Raw genomic sequence first — 14,954 nt, forward strand, 5'->3', positions numbered from 1 at the left:
TGGCTGTTAATGAGCCGGGTTGGCATATCGTATGGACGCCGTCATGCGCTAATACGGGCGTTTTCGAGTTCGAGGCAGGCCAAATCAATACCATAGGCGCCAGGCTCGAGGCTTCGTGCGATATTGATCGCCTCCTGTTTGCCGGCCAGGCACACGTCCTGGAGATCGAGCAGAGTCGCTTTTGGCAGTTGCTGCTTGTTCTTGTCCAGCAGCACCAGGACCTTGGGACGCAGTCGGCGGGTTCTGTATTCTGCGATTACCACAGCCACTTCACCGGACGACAGCTCTACCAGCGTTCCAGCGGGGTATACCCCGATGGCACGGATAAATGCCTCTACCAGTTCCGCCTGAAAATCAGTGTTACGCGCTTCATAAAGTACACGAATCGCATTGGATGGCGAGATTGCCGCGGCGTAGCCCCGGTTACTGGTGATCGCGCCATAGGTATCAACGATGGCTGCGATTCGCGCAACCGGCGGGATCTCATCGCCCTTCATGCCAAATGGATAGCCGCTACCGTCATACCTCTCGTGATGATAGGCCACCATGCTGGTGACGTCGTGGTTGATAATGCCGCTGTCCTGAAGAATGGTCAGGCCGTGGTTTACATGGTCCTGCATCTGGGCCGATTCGCTGTTGGTCAGCTGTCGCTCGGCTTTTAAAAGGCCTGAATCGATCTGTAATTTGCCCACGTCCATGAGCATGCCACCCATCGCCAGGGAGCGCAGATCCTGGCGGGAGAAGCCCAGTTCACGACCCAGGGACACAGCCCAGATTGCAGAGCTGAGCGCATGCTGATAGCTATATTCGTCGTGTTGTTTCAGGCGCGATATCCACAGGCAGGCATCGGGATTGCGACTGATGCTGCCGATCAGTGGCTCGACCGATTTCTTCAGCTGAATGACATCGATTTTACCGCCGTTTCCCACCTGCTCAAAGATATCGCAGACGTCGCCCACCAGTGCTTCCAGCGCAGCTTCCGCGCGGGGTTTTTCGTCGACAAAATTGCTTTTATCGCCATATTGCTCAAGGTTACGGTCGTAAAAAATATGCTCCAGGGGCATCCGCTTTTGCTTGCCGCCGGCGTTAACTTTGAAACTTTCGGCCGGTTGCCTGCTTTGCACCGTGTCCACGAACACGTAATTGCAGTATTCTCGCAGCTTGTCAATTTGGGTCCTGCTCTCGATACGGAAACCCTGGATGATGAAGGGCGTTTCCAGCCATGAGCGATCCAGTGCACTGACAAACATGCCCACACGCAGGTCATTGGTTGATATTTTAAGTGTCTCAAGCATCTCGACTCCACGCCTCGAGCGCTGGTTGCCTTCCAAACCACAGCTTAGCGCTGGAAGCACCGCCTGTGATGTGTTTTTTTGAGAAAAGTACAGAAATATGCGGGTTCATTCACAGTTCAGGGTGATCTTGTGCCATTTTTCGGTCGTACATTGGGGCTGGCGGTGCTGCAGTAGGATATTGTTGCCGGCTTCCGCCAGGGACATGGATAACGTAAGGTGCGCTGGCATAGTCGCCGGCCAACCCCGGTTTGGTAAACCATGGAACCACGTTTGTGAGATCACCTTCCAGAGAAAGAAGCGAAAATAATGAATCGGCCCGAGGCGTCTGTAGAGACGTATGTTGATAGTCCAGACTACCTGAAGCATGTAACAGCCCTTGGGGACTCCAGGGCTGTTACGGCAACAGAAGATATTTACTCCAGGTCAGCCGTAAAGGTGGTTGCCAGCGGCTATCGAGTCAACAGTCTGTTGCTTGATAAGTTGCTGCGCCACAAGCTGCTCAAACCTATTGAGCAGAGTTGCCTGATTGAGGCCGCCGTCGACAAAACGACGCTTATAGAGCGTGCGAATGAACTGTTGGAGGAAATGCCGGCGCTGAAAGAGCTACTGATACGGTATCGCGGTGAGGAGTTCGTGCTTGCATGTTTTGGGCGCATGATCCTGCCTACCGCCATTCGTAACAAGCTTACGGTCCTTGCCTCGCAGTCTCCCCAGCTTATGGACCACAGTCTGTGGTGTGTGATGGCATGTGTCTTCCTCGGCCAGGAAATAGAGCTTGGTGAGGGCGAGTTGCGTAATCTTGCTATTGCTGCGCTACTTCATGATATCGGCCAGCTACACACCGACCACCGTATTCTTGATCCCCGAGAGAAACTCGATCCCGCGCTGCGCCGGCAATTACAGTCTCACCCGCTTATCGGTTCCTCGATAATCAGTAACTTGCCCGACTATGATTCATCAGTTGCACAGGCCATTGGTGAGCATCACGAGCGTATGGACGGTAGTGGCTACCCCCATGGGCTGTTGGGAAGCGAGATCAGCCGCTGTGGCCGTATTCTATCGTTTGTTGAAATGAGCCTGGGTATCGTCCGCTCTGCGGGCCCCGCACACCTGGCCAATGTCATCAAGACTTATGCGCATCAGTTTGATCGCACGATAACCCGGGCTTTCTGGAAACATCTTGACCTGGATTACCTGGGTAATGATTATCCTTTTGATACCTCTGAAATCCCCGACATGCTGAAGTCGCTGAGCGAGGCACTGGACGGCTGGCATACGGTGTCTGATACGGTGTCCGCCCCTGTCTGGCGACTGATTGACCGAGATGTAAGTGCGATTAATCATGCGATGATCAAAGCCGGGGTCGATCAAACCCTGGTGGAAGAACTCGCTGCTTCCAGTGACCGGGATACACTGGCTCACCGTGAAGTCTGTAGTATATTGCGCGAGGGTTTGCGGCAAATCCGCGAGAGTGTGGACTGGCTCAAAAACGCTGCCCCGGTTGACACCGTGATGCAGCGCGACGAGGCGGCACTTGCCTGGCTGGAGCAGGTTGGGAAGGTACTTTTTCCTGGCTCACCGAACTGATAGTAATACAGTGACCGGCACCAGGAGTATGACGGTATCTTTCAGTAGTTGTTATCCCGTGATTCGTGATCCGGCCCTGTGATGAAGGTGTCGGCAAAAGCTTCGCGCAAATTGCGTTTCAGGATCTTGCCGGAAGGGTTGCGCGGTAACATGTCTGCCGCCAGTACGGCCTTGGGCACCTTAAAGCCGGCCAGGCACTGAGTGCAGTGATGAATAACAGTCTCCGGGTCTACGGTACAGCCGGTCCGTGGCACAATCACTGCGGCAACGGCTTCCATCCAGCGCGGGTGTGACAGGCCGATTACCGCCACCTCAGAGACCTCCGGCAACTGGTAGATCACCTCTTCGACTTCCCTGCTGGACACGTTTTCACCGCCGGTCTTGATCATGTCTTTCTTGCGATCGACTATCGCCAGATAGCCCTCGCTATCCATAACACCCAGGTCACCACTGTGAAACCAGCCGCCCTCGAATGCGGCTGCGGTACGTTCGGGGTCCCGGAAGTATTCGGTAAGCAATTGCGGCGAGCGGTGTACCACTTCACCAATCTCCCCGGTTGCCACTTCGGTGCCGGCGTCATCCACTATACGAGTTTCTACATACAGTGCGGGACGACCAGCGGAGCCCGCTTTGCGTAACTGGTCGGCGGGCTTGAGGATGGTTGCCATGGGCGCCATCTCGGTTTGTCCGTAAAGGTTCCACAGGCGGATGTCGGGCAGGCGGGCATGTATTTCCTTCATGACTTCCACGGGCATGATCGATGCGCCGTAGTAGCCCTTGCGCAAGTGGCTCAGATCCGATTGCTCAAAGAGTTCGCTGCGAAGCAGCGATATCCAGACCGTGGGTGGAGCGAAAAACGATGTGACCTGTTCTCCGGCCAGCAAGCTTAAAAGGTTCTCGGGGCTGGGATCGTCGGTGATGACGTTGCGGCTGCCAATCTTGAGAGCGGGGCCCAGAAAACAGTCCAGCTGGGCACAGTGGAACAGGGGCAGGGCGTGTAATATCGTGTCGTCTCCGGCAATTTCCGCATCGATAAGGCAGCTGCTGTATTGCCATAAAATGGCGGCATGGCTCAACACGGCGCCTTTGGGGGCAGACTCTGTACCGCTGGTGTAGATAATCTGCGCGGGCGCATTGGTCTCGATAACCGCGTTGTCAGTGTAGTGGTCGCTGCTACACAGCTGGTCGAAGGGGATAATGCCATCAGGCATATTCCCCGTGTCTTGCCCCGGCAGCCATACCAACTGCTGTACCTGCGGGCACTGTCTGGCTGCGGCGATGGCTTTGTCGCGTTCCGTCTCGCCGACGAACAACAGGCGGGCACCGGAATGTTCGAGAATATAGCGGGTCTCCCGGATGTTGAGCATGAAATTAACGGGCACCAGAATTGCACCGGTGGCGGCCACGGCATAGCGTACCGCAGCGAAGGCAATGGAGTTGCGGGAAAGCATGGCGACCCTGTCGCCCGACTGTATGCCAAGGTCTTTCAGACCGCCGGCAACCCGCAGGCACAGGTCGTTGAAGTCGCGGTAGCTGTATTCCTTTTCGCCCTGACGCAGGGCTATTTTGTCAGGATAGCGGCGGGCACTGCGGTGCAGGGTGTCAAAGAGGGTCTGGCGGGAAAGTGTGTGCATGTCCATGCTGTTCGATACCTTTTATGGCGGTCAGCTGCCTATGGTGTACTTTCTGGCTGAAGTTCTAAAGTCCCGGGAGGTATTTTTGGAGGAATTGGGTGAATGACGACATGGTCAGATCGCGGTGTAATAAACACTTCCCCTTACCCGGAAGTTGCGGGAAATGTGGTCTACACTGAATTTCACGATGATAGCCATTTGAAAACCCAGGAGATACAGTTATGAAGATGATCTCGACCGGAATAGTAATGACTCTGTGGATATTGGGGTCAAGTGTCGCGTTTGGTCAGAATGACAAGAATGATCCCGAGACCCGGCAGTGCCTGCCCATGTCCCATATTGACCGGATTGAAGTGGTGGACGACCAGACCCTCATTTTTCACATGCACGGAAAAACCGATTATATCAACCACTTGCCCTACAAATGTCACGGTCTGAAGCACAACGCCATCCTGCACGAAACGTCATTGAACTCTTATTGTAGCCTGGACATTATTTCGGTCGTGGATACCACAATCGGTATGCGTATGGGATCTTGCCCGCTGGGGAAATTTGAACCGTACACGGAGCCCGAGGAATAGGCACCGCATTATCTGAATACGGGTGTGGGTTTTGTGTTTTGGTACCGGAGGCCGGAGTCGACGGTCCGACGCTTCGTAAGCGTCCGGTAAACCCATCTTCCAATCACCGGGCCGGCAGGTAATGTAGGTGTCCACCTAGTTAAGTGGACACCTGTTATGGATCACGAAGCCCCACCACCAAGGATCATCCAGCCCCGCCGTCGCCATTCTCGTGCGTTCAAGGAGCAGGTTCTTGCCGAGTGCCTGCATTCCGGCGAGTCCATCGCCGGCGTTGCCCTGCGTCACGGCATTAACGCCAACCTGATTCACAAGTGGCGTCATGCGCGACAGCGGGACGCCAATAACGAGTTCCTGCGGCTACCAGTTCCAGGAAGCCAGGTGCCAGCAGTGTCGCCAGCTCCCTCGAATGCTGCGGATAGGATACGCCTGGAAGTCTCGGTAGGCCATAGCCACATCACAGTGTACTGGCAGATAGGCCGGTTGCCGCAGTCGGTTGAATGGCTGAAGGCACTCACACAGTGATGCCCGATATTGCGGGGCAGGCCCTTCGTATCGATGAGATCTGGCTATCCCGCGAGCCGCTGGACATGCGTGCCGGACCCGATACAGCGTTGGCGCGCGTCATCAATTGTTTTGGCAAAGCACGTCCGCATTGCGCCTATGTCTTTGCCAACAAGCGCGCCAATCGGATGAAGGTTTTAGTGTGTGACGGCTTCGGTATCTGGCTGGCATCGCGCCGGCTGCACCAGGGTCGGTTCGTCTGGAGCCAGCTGCGCACCGGCGAGGCATTGGCTATTGATCTGCCGCAGCTACAGGCACTGGTGGTCGGGTTACCCTGGCAGCATGCGGGTGCTGACCACGTCATGGACCGACACTAGATAAGACCGGAATCCCGCGCGCAGTTCCAGAGAAAGATTGCCGATGATTGCCGCTGGCACTGTATGGCCGGTGCTGGCACAGTATTCCCATGCAAGCGCCTATCAATCTCAATCAGCTCAACGAAGCCCAGCTCCGGCAGATGGCGGAGCGTATGTTGGCGCAACTGGGCGAACGCGAGGCACGCCTCGTAGCACAGGATGCCGAGCTTGCCGCACGCGACGAGATCATCCGCCGCTACTCTATCCGCGAGGAACAGCTGACCCACGAGATTGCCCTGCTCAAGCGCCACCGCTTTGGCAAAAGTAGCGAAGGCGTTAACCGGCAGCAATACAACCTCCTTGAAGAGCTCGTCGACGAAGACACAGCGGCCATTGAGCAGGAGCTGGAACGGTTGGCGGAGAGCCGCCCGCAGCCGGAACCCAAGACCCGCACACCGAAGCGCCGGCCCTTGCCGCCGCAGCTGCCGCGCACCGACTTCCACCATGAACCCGAGCACACCACCTGCAACTGTGGCTGCGCGCTGACTCGCATTGGTGAGGATATCAGCGAGAAGCTGGACTATGAATCAGGCAGCTTCTCAGTGGAGCGGCATATCCGCGGCAAGTGGACTCGCCGGCAGTGTGAGACCATCACCCAGGCACCAGTGGCAGCGCACGTGATCGACAAGGGCATTCCCACCACGAACCTGCTGGCTCAGGTGCTGATCAGCAAGTATGCGGATCACCTCCCGCTGTACCGACAGGAGCAGATTTACGCCCGGGCCGGGGTGGAGTTGCCGCGATCAACACTGGCCGACTGGGTCGGACGCTGCGGCGTGGAACTGACGCCGCTGGTGGAGCACCTGCGGAGCAAGCTGCTTGAGCACCCGGTCCTGCATGCTGACGAGACCCCGATGCCAATGCTGTCGCCGGGGAAGAAACGAACGCACCAGGCCTATATATGGGCCTACGCAACGACGCGCTATGCATCGGTGCAGGGTGTTGTTTACGACTTCCAGCCTTCACGCTCCGGCAAGGCCTCTCGGGACTTCCTGGCGGACTGGCGCGGACAGCTGGTCTGCGACGATTACACCGGCTACAAGGCAGGCTTCGCCACAGGCATGACCGAGGTGGGTTGCTGGGCACACGCCCGACGCAAATTCCACGAGATGATGGAGCAAAACCAGAGTCCTATCGCCGAGAAAGCGTTAACGTACATCGGCATGCTCTACGACGTTGAACGACAAGCCAATGATCTGCCGCCAGACGAGAGGCAGCGGCTGCGCGATACCGAGGCGCGCCCCGTCATAACCCATCTGCGCGAGTGGCTGACGGGCCAGCGATCCCAACTAACCAATGGCACGCGAACTGCAAAAGCCATTGATTACACACTGAAACGGTGGTCCGCGCTGGTCCGCTACCTGGATGACGGCAATCTGCCCATCGACAACAATTGGGTTGAGAACCAGATCCGACCCTGGGCCATTGGCAGGAACAACTGGCTGTTCGCGGGCTCTCTGCGCAGCGGCCAGCGCGGTGCCAATGTGATGACCCTGATCCAGTCGGCAAAGATCAATGGCCTCGACCCGCAGGCTTACCTGAAAGACGTACTCGCACGCTTGCCAAGTGCCCGACAGTCAGACCTTGATGATCTACTGCCGCATAACTGGGCGCCTGGGATCAAGGTATGATCACCGGACGCTTACTGTGATCTTCCCGACAAGTGCCACCGTAAACGCCTGAGAAGTAAAAAAATACGGTCGAAAATGTGGTGAAGCTGGCGAGAGTGTGGGATCTCAGGAAAAGTGCGTTCGGTGAATTGAGTAGGGCAGTAGCCTGATTTCCATCGACAGGAATCTCATCGTCTCAACTACTTAAGTTGTCAGTACCGACACAACGTCTAGCGGTGCACTCTCAGGCGGCAAACGTGCCACCGCTTTGGTCTTGAAGGCCGCTGAATATCTTGCCATTGGTCAACTCCTTGCCCTCCACATATACCTATTGGTGTGGCAAAAATGTTTATACAGAGGAATATACCTCAGTCCTCGATGGTTACTCATTTAACGTATCCTTGCGTATCTTAGATAGAACGTCACCTAGGATATTGACTAATACAATGATGAACGTGACAGGAAGCAGCCAAAGAATTGGCCATAAAATCCAGGTTTCGGATCCAATCTGCATGGTTCTCGATTCGACTAGTCCTTGCCATGCAAACCGAAATGTATAGCAAACAATCACAAGGTACAGTGAGGCTTCTACGAGGACGCATAGCCAATGCGCAGCGAGATCAAGTTTTGCAGGAAACTTGCTCCTGAAATAGGTGACTCTAGGAAACATTCCTTCACGGTAGGTTATGGGAATCGCGCAGAATACTAAAACGGGGAAAAGAATACGCTCAATAATATTGAACGTCCCTGGAATCAAATCGGTATGGAGTAGGTACCGCCCAAAGACGCTGGTGATGATAATTAGAACCATCAGTAAGAGGCAAGCGCCAGATCCTACTGCACAGAGTCGGAATTCGATTTTCGAGATAATGGAAAGCATAAGAATTAACTCAGGAAAACGGTTGCTAAGCCAGGCCACAAGATCAACGAACCGGCAACTATGAGAGCGGCTATACTGGCAAACAGGGTTGTAACCCTAAACACCTGGTCTGGCTCTATACCAGCCGACATAGCTGCCGAATACGTGGCTAAACCAACTGGAGGCGTGAGCAGCCCCATAGAAATGGTAAAACAAGCGACAATGCCAAACCAAAGCAGATCGACCTCGAGTTTAGTCAATATTGGCATGATGACAGGAAGTAAAAGGATCATTACCGCTGCTGACTCGAGAAATAGACCGAATATGAAAAAGAATCCTAGCAACACGACAATCAAAAGTTCAGGCATAGCCATGAGCGGTGTAAACAAGTCCATCAGCATATTAGGGATTTTCGCATAAGCCAGGAATCGACCAAAAATCTGCGCGCCGACTACAATCATCATGAGCATCGCCGTAACTTTAGAAGCCTCAACAAGAGACGCGCGAACGTCACCCCAGCTCAGTTTCCGAAGGATCCATAGTCCGAGTAGCGCAATGAAGGCGCCAAGTGCACCGGCCTCACTCGCTGTTACTAATCCACCATAGATTCCACCAAAAACTATGATCATCAAAACTACGACAAAGACACTGGCAACCAGAGCCCCGCTTGTTGAGGTTTGTATGCTTTCATGTTGTGTAAGGTTGTCGCTTATTACTTCTACCGCATGGGTTTCTGGAAAAAAGTACAAAACTATAGAGAAGGATAGTATACAAATTAAAGCCGGCACTAATGATCCTATGAACAATTCGCCAACAGGGACGGATGTAATCGAGCCATAGATGATCATAATGATGCTCGGTGGAACAATAGCTGAGAGCGATCCGGCTACAGCGCACAGAGCAACGGAATAACGTTTGGAATACCCTATCTGCTCAAGTTGCGGCGACGCTAATGTAGCCAGCGTGGCCGCCGCTGCAGAGCCCGATCCTGAAACAGCGCCTAACATTCCGCCGGAGGCTATTGTCGCGACCCCCAGCGGGAATCGTTTACCTCGACAGACACGTATCCCAACAGTAAATAGGTCAGCCACTACACCCCCTCGCATTAGGAGCTGTGCCATAAAAAGGTATAGCGGAATAATCGATAATGAATAAGTAGATACTGCGAAAAAAATATCTGGGCCTACAATAGCATCCAGGACCCGAGAGTCTCGCCATAGCACTACACCTATGAGCCCACTAGTCAGCAAAGTAGATGCAATACTTTGCCCGATTATGAGCAAGAGAACGAACACGACAAGAACCGCGATGATGATAAGCTCATAAGGCATTACAAAATGTCTCCAGCGCTACTGCGCTTTGTTACGATCTATTCGTTGAGGGTTACATGTCTGCGCTCGATAACTTTGTAATTCTCCACTAGGGTAATTTACCGTTGCCTACCTGTTGTTTTCGTTGACGCCTAGGTACTCCTTGACCCCTGGAGGAACCATACCCCCTTCCTGTTCTACAAAGTTCACCCAAAGAACGGCGGCTGCCCTCGCAGGCTTATCTTGCGCTTCCAGTTTTTCAATCCACTGAATCCATGTACTTAGGGCCGCTTTAGCAATAAATTCCTGAAGTTTAAGGGGCAAGCTTTTTATATGGACGAATCTTGCCGTTTTGGACGCTTTCTCTTTAACATCACGGTCTTGTGCAGAAATATGGCGGGCATTGGTAAGTGAGATATCACGTGCCACCTTGTCCCAGAGCTCCTGCAGATCAGGGGCAAGGTCATCCCAGGTTTCTTCTTTTAGTGCCAGGTAACTTTCCCAATGTCCTAATGAAATACCCGTAATCGAGTATTTCAAAAGCCCTTGAAGCGAATAGGATTCCCAGTCTCCAATTGAGAGGACAACGCTATCAATCACGCCCCGTGAAAGCGCCTCGTAAGCTTGGGAAGAAGGAAGGTACACTGGAGTGGCACCCAGGTTCTCGATGGTTAGCATCTGCAGGGCCGATCCCGCCCGCATGGGCATCCCGCGCAAGTCCTCTGGACGCGTAATTTCTTTGCCGCTAGTTGCGATCACATAGGCCTCTGTTGCCCCTAACGGCCATGCAACTAGCCCTTGAGATCGTATTTCCAGATCGTAAAAGGTTTTTCCCTCGGAAATTTCGATCTTCGAATCAAGTAATGCCTGAAAAGCTTTAGTAATTTGTAACGAATTGGTTTGGTAGGTGGGTAGTTGGGTAATGTCTGACAGTGGAAACTTACCTTCGTGGTATGGTGCGAGCAGAGGGGCTGCTACATCGATCAGATAGCCATTGAGGGCATCAAGCTCTCTTCCTGGTCCTACCAACTCTCCACCGTAGTATCTTATAAATTTAAGCTTATCGTTAGATTGGCTTTCGAGGCTATCGGCAAACTCGTCCATATGAGCCCCAACCCAGAAATGCACCTTGGGAATCCCCGCTGAGATAAGCAAGGTCTTGCTCTTAGGCTGATCGCTGGCCTGGGAAAGACAGCTGATGAAAGTAACGGCAGTCAGGACCAATAGTCTTAGCCGGAAAGCTTTGATGTTATTCAGTCCTCTAAGCATGAAAATCCATCCAGGTCTGTGGAGCCAGGTTTGAAGCAATAAACCTAGATGTGCCAATCTCCTCTGCAAACCTAATGGAGTCGAAGATTGGTTTTGTTGATGGCATTCTCAGACCGGTACCTCTTCTTTTTAATCTAGGCTAAAAAATTCAGAATTGCTCCATGCCGTCTTGAGATCGGTGTTCTCTGAGCATATTGCTCGCAGGTGAAAATCTCGTCGACAAGAGTAAAGCGGCCAGCGGACATTATTTAGATAATCTGCAAGATGCTCCTTCTAGACAAGGAGATTAATGTAAGGCGCTGCACAGTGGGTAGTCAATCAAGTACCGTGGAACGGCGATTGTCAGGCTAGGAATATGATATTGGTCAGCATAAAAATGATAGTCGCATAGCTTTGGTGGTTCTTGCGACTAAATTAAGGCGGCGCTCATTAAGCACACTGCGTTGCTGTCTCGATAGATTAGGGCAAGATACTTGTTGCAGCGCTAGGTGACAGGACCACGTTACGTGTTGTATAAGCTTAGCCGCTGGCAAAGTTTGCTAACGTGTTTTATATAAGAGCCGGCAAGGGCACATCACGTAATTCGAAGTGGTGCTTTAACCGGAAAAAATGTGCGACGCTATGCGATCACGCACTAGTTTACCTACAGATGAGCGGTCGCATGCCGACGCTGCCAATAAGGAGAAATATTATGAAATCGTGGATGTTAGGGTTCATGGCCTGTGTGGTATTTAGTTTTAGCGGAGTCTCATTGGCAAAAGAATGTAAGCCGTCAAAATGGGGCACCGAAGACGAGCTTGGTTCAGCAAACCTCGTCACACCCCAACGGACAATGGAGGCGGTTGGGCTTATTAAGCAGGGAAAATCAGTACCTCTTGGCATAGTCATTGGCAGCAATACCCCGGCCTTTCCTCCTCGTAGTTTGAACTTACAGGTGGTACAACCAGGCCAGCAGGGCGGCCAGAAGGTGACGGATTTTGGCTATCCGGCAAACTACAACGATGACTTACTACAAACATGGGTTGGTATCGGGAGCCAAATAGACGGCCTCGGACACTTTGGGGAACATGGGCTTTACTACAACTGCCTCGAGGAGGAAGAGATTTCCGTCATCACTGGGCTGACAAAACTTGGCGTGCACAATATCCCACCGTTAGTCGGGCGCGCTGTCATCATCGATATGGCGAAGCACTTCAAAAAGGACTTTCTCGCCGCGGGTGAACACTTTGGCCAGAATGACATCAAGGATGCCGCAAAGGCGCAGGACGTCGAGATTCGAGAGGGTGATATCGTACTCTTCCATACTGGTTGGACCGAAAATATGCTGGAGAGCGAACCAACTGTTTGGGCATCGGGTCAACCGGGAATCAACGTAGACGGATCCCGTTACCTTGCCAGTCTTAACGTCATGGCCGTGGGGTCGGACACCTGGGGGCTCGAGGCTGTTCCGGCCGCCCCTGGTGACGGAACGTTCTATGCGCATGTTGTGTTGCTAAAGGAAAATGGAATTTACATTCTAGAGACGATGAACTCGGGTCCAATCCTGCGTGACGGCGTAAATGAGTTCATGTTCGTACTCGGCCAGGCACGAATTCGCGGCACTGTTCAGATGATCGTTAATCCGGTCGCCCTCTATTGAGCTTGTGACCCAATGACTGCTACGTTGTCAGCCTATATTGGGCAACGTAGCTCTTTGATGAGGAACCGGAGTAGAATCAGTCAATCTTTTTTTTTATTTCGAAGTTGATACCGGTGTATTTAGCACCTCCGTAGACACGCTTCTCTCATCATTCAGCTGGTGGCCTGTTACAACAATGTCGCTGGAAATAGTTTCTATTAACTCAAATGTTTACGTCGGGGAAAGTGCATCGTCAATTTGATGAGGCGCGACCGGATAATTGAGCACACATGCAAGGCTCAATTTTCGACTTCATGGACATGATCTTGTCGAATTCGGCGGCATCTCCTTCGTACTGGGTTAGCCTTGCGGTGCGCAGCTTTGTCTCTGTTTACCAAAAAAGCCTCTCAAGTATCAATTTCCTGCCAAGAGATATCACATTCCTCGCGCGGTAACCAAAGAATGGGTTCCGCTTGATTGACGCGCCACTACGCACCGGATTAGCTTAAGATCTATGAGTAAAGCGTGGTGCCCCGTGTATGCTTGAAATAGATAATTGGATAAGTATTACCCCTTTCCCTCCGTTGCGACGTGAAGCCCACTTCGGTAACCGAGTAGTGAAATGTTACACAAATCGACCTAATGACTGCACAGTATTGCTATCCGAAAGTGTTCAACGTTGCCCGCATAAAGAGGCTGTAGTCTGCGACAATGTTCGAATCACCTACTCTCAACTAGATCAACTCACCAACACAGTCTGTGTCAGCCTTAGGAAAGCTGGAGTGGAGGCAGGGGACCGTGTCGCGTTACTCATGGAAAACTCAGCCGAATATGTCGTGTATATATTTGCGATTTTAAAGTTAGGTGCAATTTCAGTCCCACTGAACATCAAAGAATCGAAACGAGGCATCGAGTATATTCTGAGGGATGCGCAAGTAAAATGCTTGGTTTGTCACTCAAGCTTAGAAGATCTGATTCCAGAAGAAGGGTTTCTAGACGAGCTAATCTCGGTGATCTTACTAAAGGGTTTTGAAGATCTTCAGATGCACATTGATTCGCAGGACCAGACTATAATTTTTCCAAGAATCGATTCCGAGCACACCGCTTTTCTAATTTATACATCAGGTACAACCGGTACACCGAAAGGCGCAACGATTACGCATTTGAACGTATTGCATTCGGTCATAAACTACCAGGCTGCGATGACCCTCGGGGAGGACGATCGGTCTATTGTAGCAGTCCCAATCAGTCATATCACGGGGCTAGTCGCGCTTGTGCTGACAGCGATTGGCGCGTCGGCCAGCCTGATTGTAATGAAAAGCTTCAATGCCGATGCGTTTGTCGACTTAGCTCAAAACGAGCGAATAACGCATACGTTGCTAGTTCCTGCAATGTTTAACCTGATTTTGATGTCGAAAAAACTTCAATTTAACGATCTTTCCCTCTGGAGGGTGTCGGGATACGGTGGGTCAATAATGCCGGAAACAACCCTTACCCGGATTGCAAAGAATCTTCCTAATTTGAATATATATAACTGTTATGGGGCCACCGAAACCACGTCTCCTGCTGCGATTATGCCCCCAGCTTATGCAGAGACTCGACCAAGCCAGGTAGGCCTGCCAGTACCCTGCGCCGATATTTTTATAGCGGACAGACACGGGTGTCAGCTGCCATCGGGAGAGCTTGGAGAGATCTGGATTGCCGGACCGATGGTCATACCGGGATATTGGAATAACGCGGAAGCCAATGCAGCAGAATTTTTTGGGGGCTACTGGAAGTCAGGCGATGTGGGTTGGATCGACGAAAGCGGTTTCCTAGCTGTGGTAGACCGAATTAAGTATGTAATTAATCGCGGAGGTTACAAAATCTATGCATCAGAGGTCGAAGGCACTTTGTTGGAGCACAAAGATGTTCTCGATTGCGCAGTTGTCGCTTTCAATTGCTCCGTCCTAGGAGAGAGGGTTGCTGCTTTCATTTGTGGGACCGCGGATTTCAATGCCGAAGAGGTAAAGGATTTTTGTGCCGATAGACTCGCAGAATATAAAGTCCCAGAAGAAATCGTTGCTATCGATCATATGCCGAGAAATGCTAATGGAAAAATAGTAAAGAGAGAATTGAAAGAGCTAGCCAATGAACGATTTGAACGGTAAGTCGATGAACCTCGGGCTTTTTATTATCAATGACCCGCTTCACGACTTACGTAAAAGTGCGACAAGGGTAAAACATATATTGGGTTCTACCCCGCTTCCACGGACGGTTCTAAAACGGCTAAAT

General features: G+C 52.1%; 12 protein-coding genes. 7 read left to right on the forward strand and 5 right to left on the reverse strand.

Features of this window, described 5'->3' with window-relative positions:
* Positions 1-41: 41 nt before the first annotated feature.
* On the reverse strand, positions 42-1,295 hold the full coding sequence (locus CWI75_RS13255; protein WP_101521980.1) for a cyclic di-GMP phosphodiesterase: 1,254 nt from the start codon (positions 1,293-1,295) through the stop codon (positions 42-44).
* Between the two features lie 306 nt (positions 1,296-1,601).
* Here CWI75_RS13255 and CWI75_RS13260 point away from each other — a divergent pair, with 306 nt between their 5' ends.
* Entirely contained in the window at positions 1,602-2,882 is a 1,281-nt protein-coding gene (locus CWI75_RS13260; protein ID WP_101521981.1) for an HD-GYP domain-containing protein, read from the forward strand.
* Positions 2,883-2,923: 41 nt separating this feature from the next.
* Here the strand turns inward: CWI75_RS13260 and CWI75_RS13265 are convergent, their stop codons facing one another.
* Positions 2,924-4,522, reverse strand: coding sequence for a fatty acyl-CoA synthetase (locus CWI75_RS13265; protein ID WP_101521982.1), 1,599 nt, complete (start codon positions 4,520-4,522; stop codon positions 2,924-2,926).
* A 215-nt stretch (positions 4,523-4,737) separates the two neighbouring features.
* On the opposite strand from CWI75_RS13265, the gene CWI75_RS13270 reads away from it, so the two are divergent.
* The 4 genes from CWI75_RS13270 (at position 4,738) to tnpC (ending at position 7,645) form a co-directional block, all read left to right on the forward strand.
* Positions 4,738-5,097, forward strand: a complete 360-nt coding sequence (locus CWI75_RS13270) for a hypothetical protein (RefSeq protein WP_101521983.1) — start codon at positions 4,738-4,740, stop codon at positions 5,095-5,097.
* Positions 5,098-5,253: 156 nt separating this feature from the next.
* Positions 5,254-5,619, forward strand: coding sequence for a transposase (locus tag CWI75_RS13275; protein ID WP_101521984.1), 366 nt, complete (start codon positions 5,254-5,256; stop codon positions 5,617-5,619).
* A complete protein-coding gene (gene tnpB / locus CWI75_RS13280) occupies positions 5,595-5,975 on the forward strand; it encodes an IS66 family insertion sequence element accessory protein TnpB (protein WP_101521985.1) in 381 nt (126 codons plus the stop codon). Before CWI75_RS13275 ends, tnpB begins: the two co-directional genes overlap by 25 nt.
* A gap of 89 nt (positions 5,976-6,064) precedes the next feature.
* Entirely contained in the window at positions 6,065-7,645 is a 1,581-nt protein-coding gene (tnpC, locus tag CWI75_RS13285) for an IS66 family transposase (protein ID WP_101521986.1), read from the forward strand.
* A 361-nt stretch (positions 7,646-8,006) separates the two neighbouring features.
* Here tnpC and CWI75_RS18925 read toward each other — a convergent pair whose 3' ends face one another.
* The 3 genes from CWI75_RS18925 to CWI75_RS13300 all read right to left on the reverse strand — a co-directional run bounded on the left by CWI75_RS18925 (position 8,007) and on the right by CWI75_RS13300 (position 11,062).
* Positions 8,007-8,504 (reverse strand): TRAP transporter small permease, encoded by a 498-nt coding sequence (locus tag CWI75_RS18925; protein ID WP_101521987.1) that lies wholly within the window; start codon positions 8,502-8,504, stop codon positions 8,007-8,009.
* 5 nt (positions 8,505-8,509) lie between these two features.
* A complete protein-coding gene (locus CWI75_RS13295) occupies positions 8,510-9,814 on the reverse strand; it encodes a TRAP transporter large permease (protein WP_101521988.1) in 1,305 nt (434 codons plus the stop codon).
* 108 nt (positions 9,815-9,922) lie between these two features.
* Positions 9,923-11,062, reverse strand: coding sequence for a type 2 periplasmic-binding domain-containing protein (locus tag CWI75_RS13300; protein WP_101521989.1), 1,140 nt, complete (start codon positions 11,060-11,062; stop codon positions 9,923-9,925).
* Positions 11,063-11,753: 691 nt separating this feature from the next.
* On the opposite strand from CWI75_RS13300, the gene CWI75_RS13305 reads away from it, so the two are divergent.
* Positions 11,754-12,701, forward strand: a complete 948-nt coding sequence (locus tag CWI75_RS13305; protein ID WP_101521990.1) for a cyclase family protein — start codon at positions 11,754-11,756, stop codon at positions 12,699-12,701.
* Between the two features lie 518 nt (positions 12,702-13,219).
* On the forward strand, positions 13,220-14,830 hold the full coding sequence (locus CWI75_RS13310; RefSeq protein ID WP_101521991.1) for a class I adenylate-forming enzyme family protein: 1,611 nt from the start codon (positions 13,220-13,222) through the stop codon (positions 14,828-14,830).
* Positions 14,831-14,954 lie beyond the last annotated feature (124 nt).

It is taken from the genome of Kineobactrum sediminis (genome assembly GCF_002868715.1).
Classification (GTDB): Bacteria; Pseudomonadota; Gammaproteobacteria; order Pseudomonadales; family Halieaceae; genus Kineobactrum; species Kineobactrum sediminis.

What these genes read in the sequence shown, in the direction of transcription:
- CWI75_RS13255 (WP_101521980.1), bottom strand. Translation starts at nt 1,295, where the DNA reads ATGCTTGAGACACTTAAAATATCAACCAATGACCTGCGTGTGGGCATG.
- CWI75_RS13295 (WP_101521988.1), bottom strand. Translation starts at nt 9,814, where the DNA reads ATGCCTTATGAGCTTATCATCATCGCGGTTCTTGTCGTGTTCGTTCTC.
- CWI75_RS13275 (WP_101521984.1), top strand. Translation starts at nt 5,254, where the DNA reads ATGGATCACGAAGCCCCACCACCAAGGATCATCCAGCCCCGCCGTCGC.
- CWI75_RS13265 (WP_101521982.1), bottom strand. Translation starts at nt 4,522, where the DNA reads ATGGACATGCACACACTTTCCCGCCAGACCCTCTTTGACACCCTGCAC.
- CWI75_RS18925 (WP_101521987.1), bottom strand. Translation starts at nt 8,504, where the DNA reads ATGCTTTCCATTATCTCGAAAATCGAATTCCGACTCTGTGCAGTAGGA.
- CWI75_RS13260 (WP_101521981.1), top strand. Translation starts at nt 1,602, where the DNA reads ATGAATCGGCCCGAGGCGTCTGTAGAGACGTATGTTGATAGTCCAGAC.
- CWI75_RS13305 (WP_101521990.1), top strand. Translation starts at nt 11,754, where the DNA reads ATGAAATCGTGGATGTTAGGGTTCATGGCCTGTGTGGTATTTAGTTTT.
- CWI75_RS13310 (WP_101521991.1), top strand. Translation starts at nt 13,220, where the DNA reads ATGCTTGAAATAGATAATTGGATAAGTATTACCCCTTTCCCTCCGTTG.
- CWI75_RS13270 (WP_101521983.1), top strand. Translation starts at nt 4,738, where the DNA reads ATGAAGATGATCTCGACCGGAATAGTAATGACTCTGTGGATATTGGGG.
- tnpB (WP_101521985.1), top strand. Translation starts at nt 5,595, where the DNA reads ATGGCTGAAGGCACTCACACAGTGATGCCCGATATTGCGGGGCAGGCC.
- tnpC (WP_101521986.1), top strand. Translation starts at nt 6,065, where the DNA reads ATGCAAGCGCCTATCAATCTCAATCAGCTCAACGAAGCCCAGCTCCGG.
- CWI75_RS13300 (WP_101521989.1), bottom strand. Translation starts at nt 11,062, where the DNA reads ATGCTTAGAGGACTGAATAACATCAAAGCTTTCCGGCTAAGACTATTG.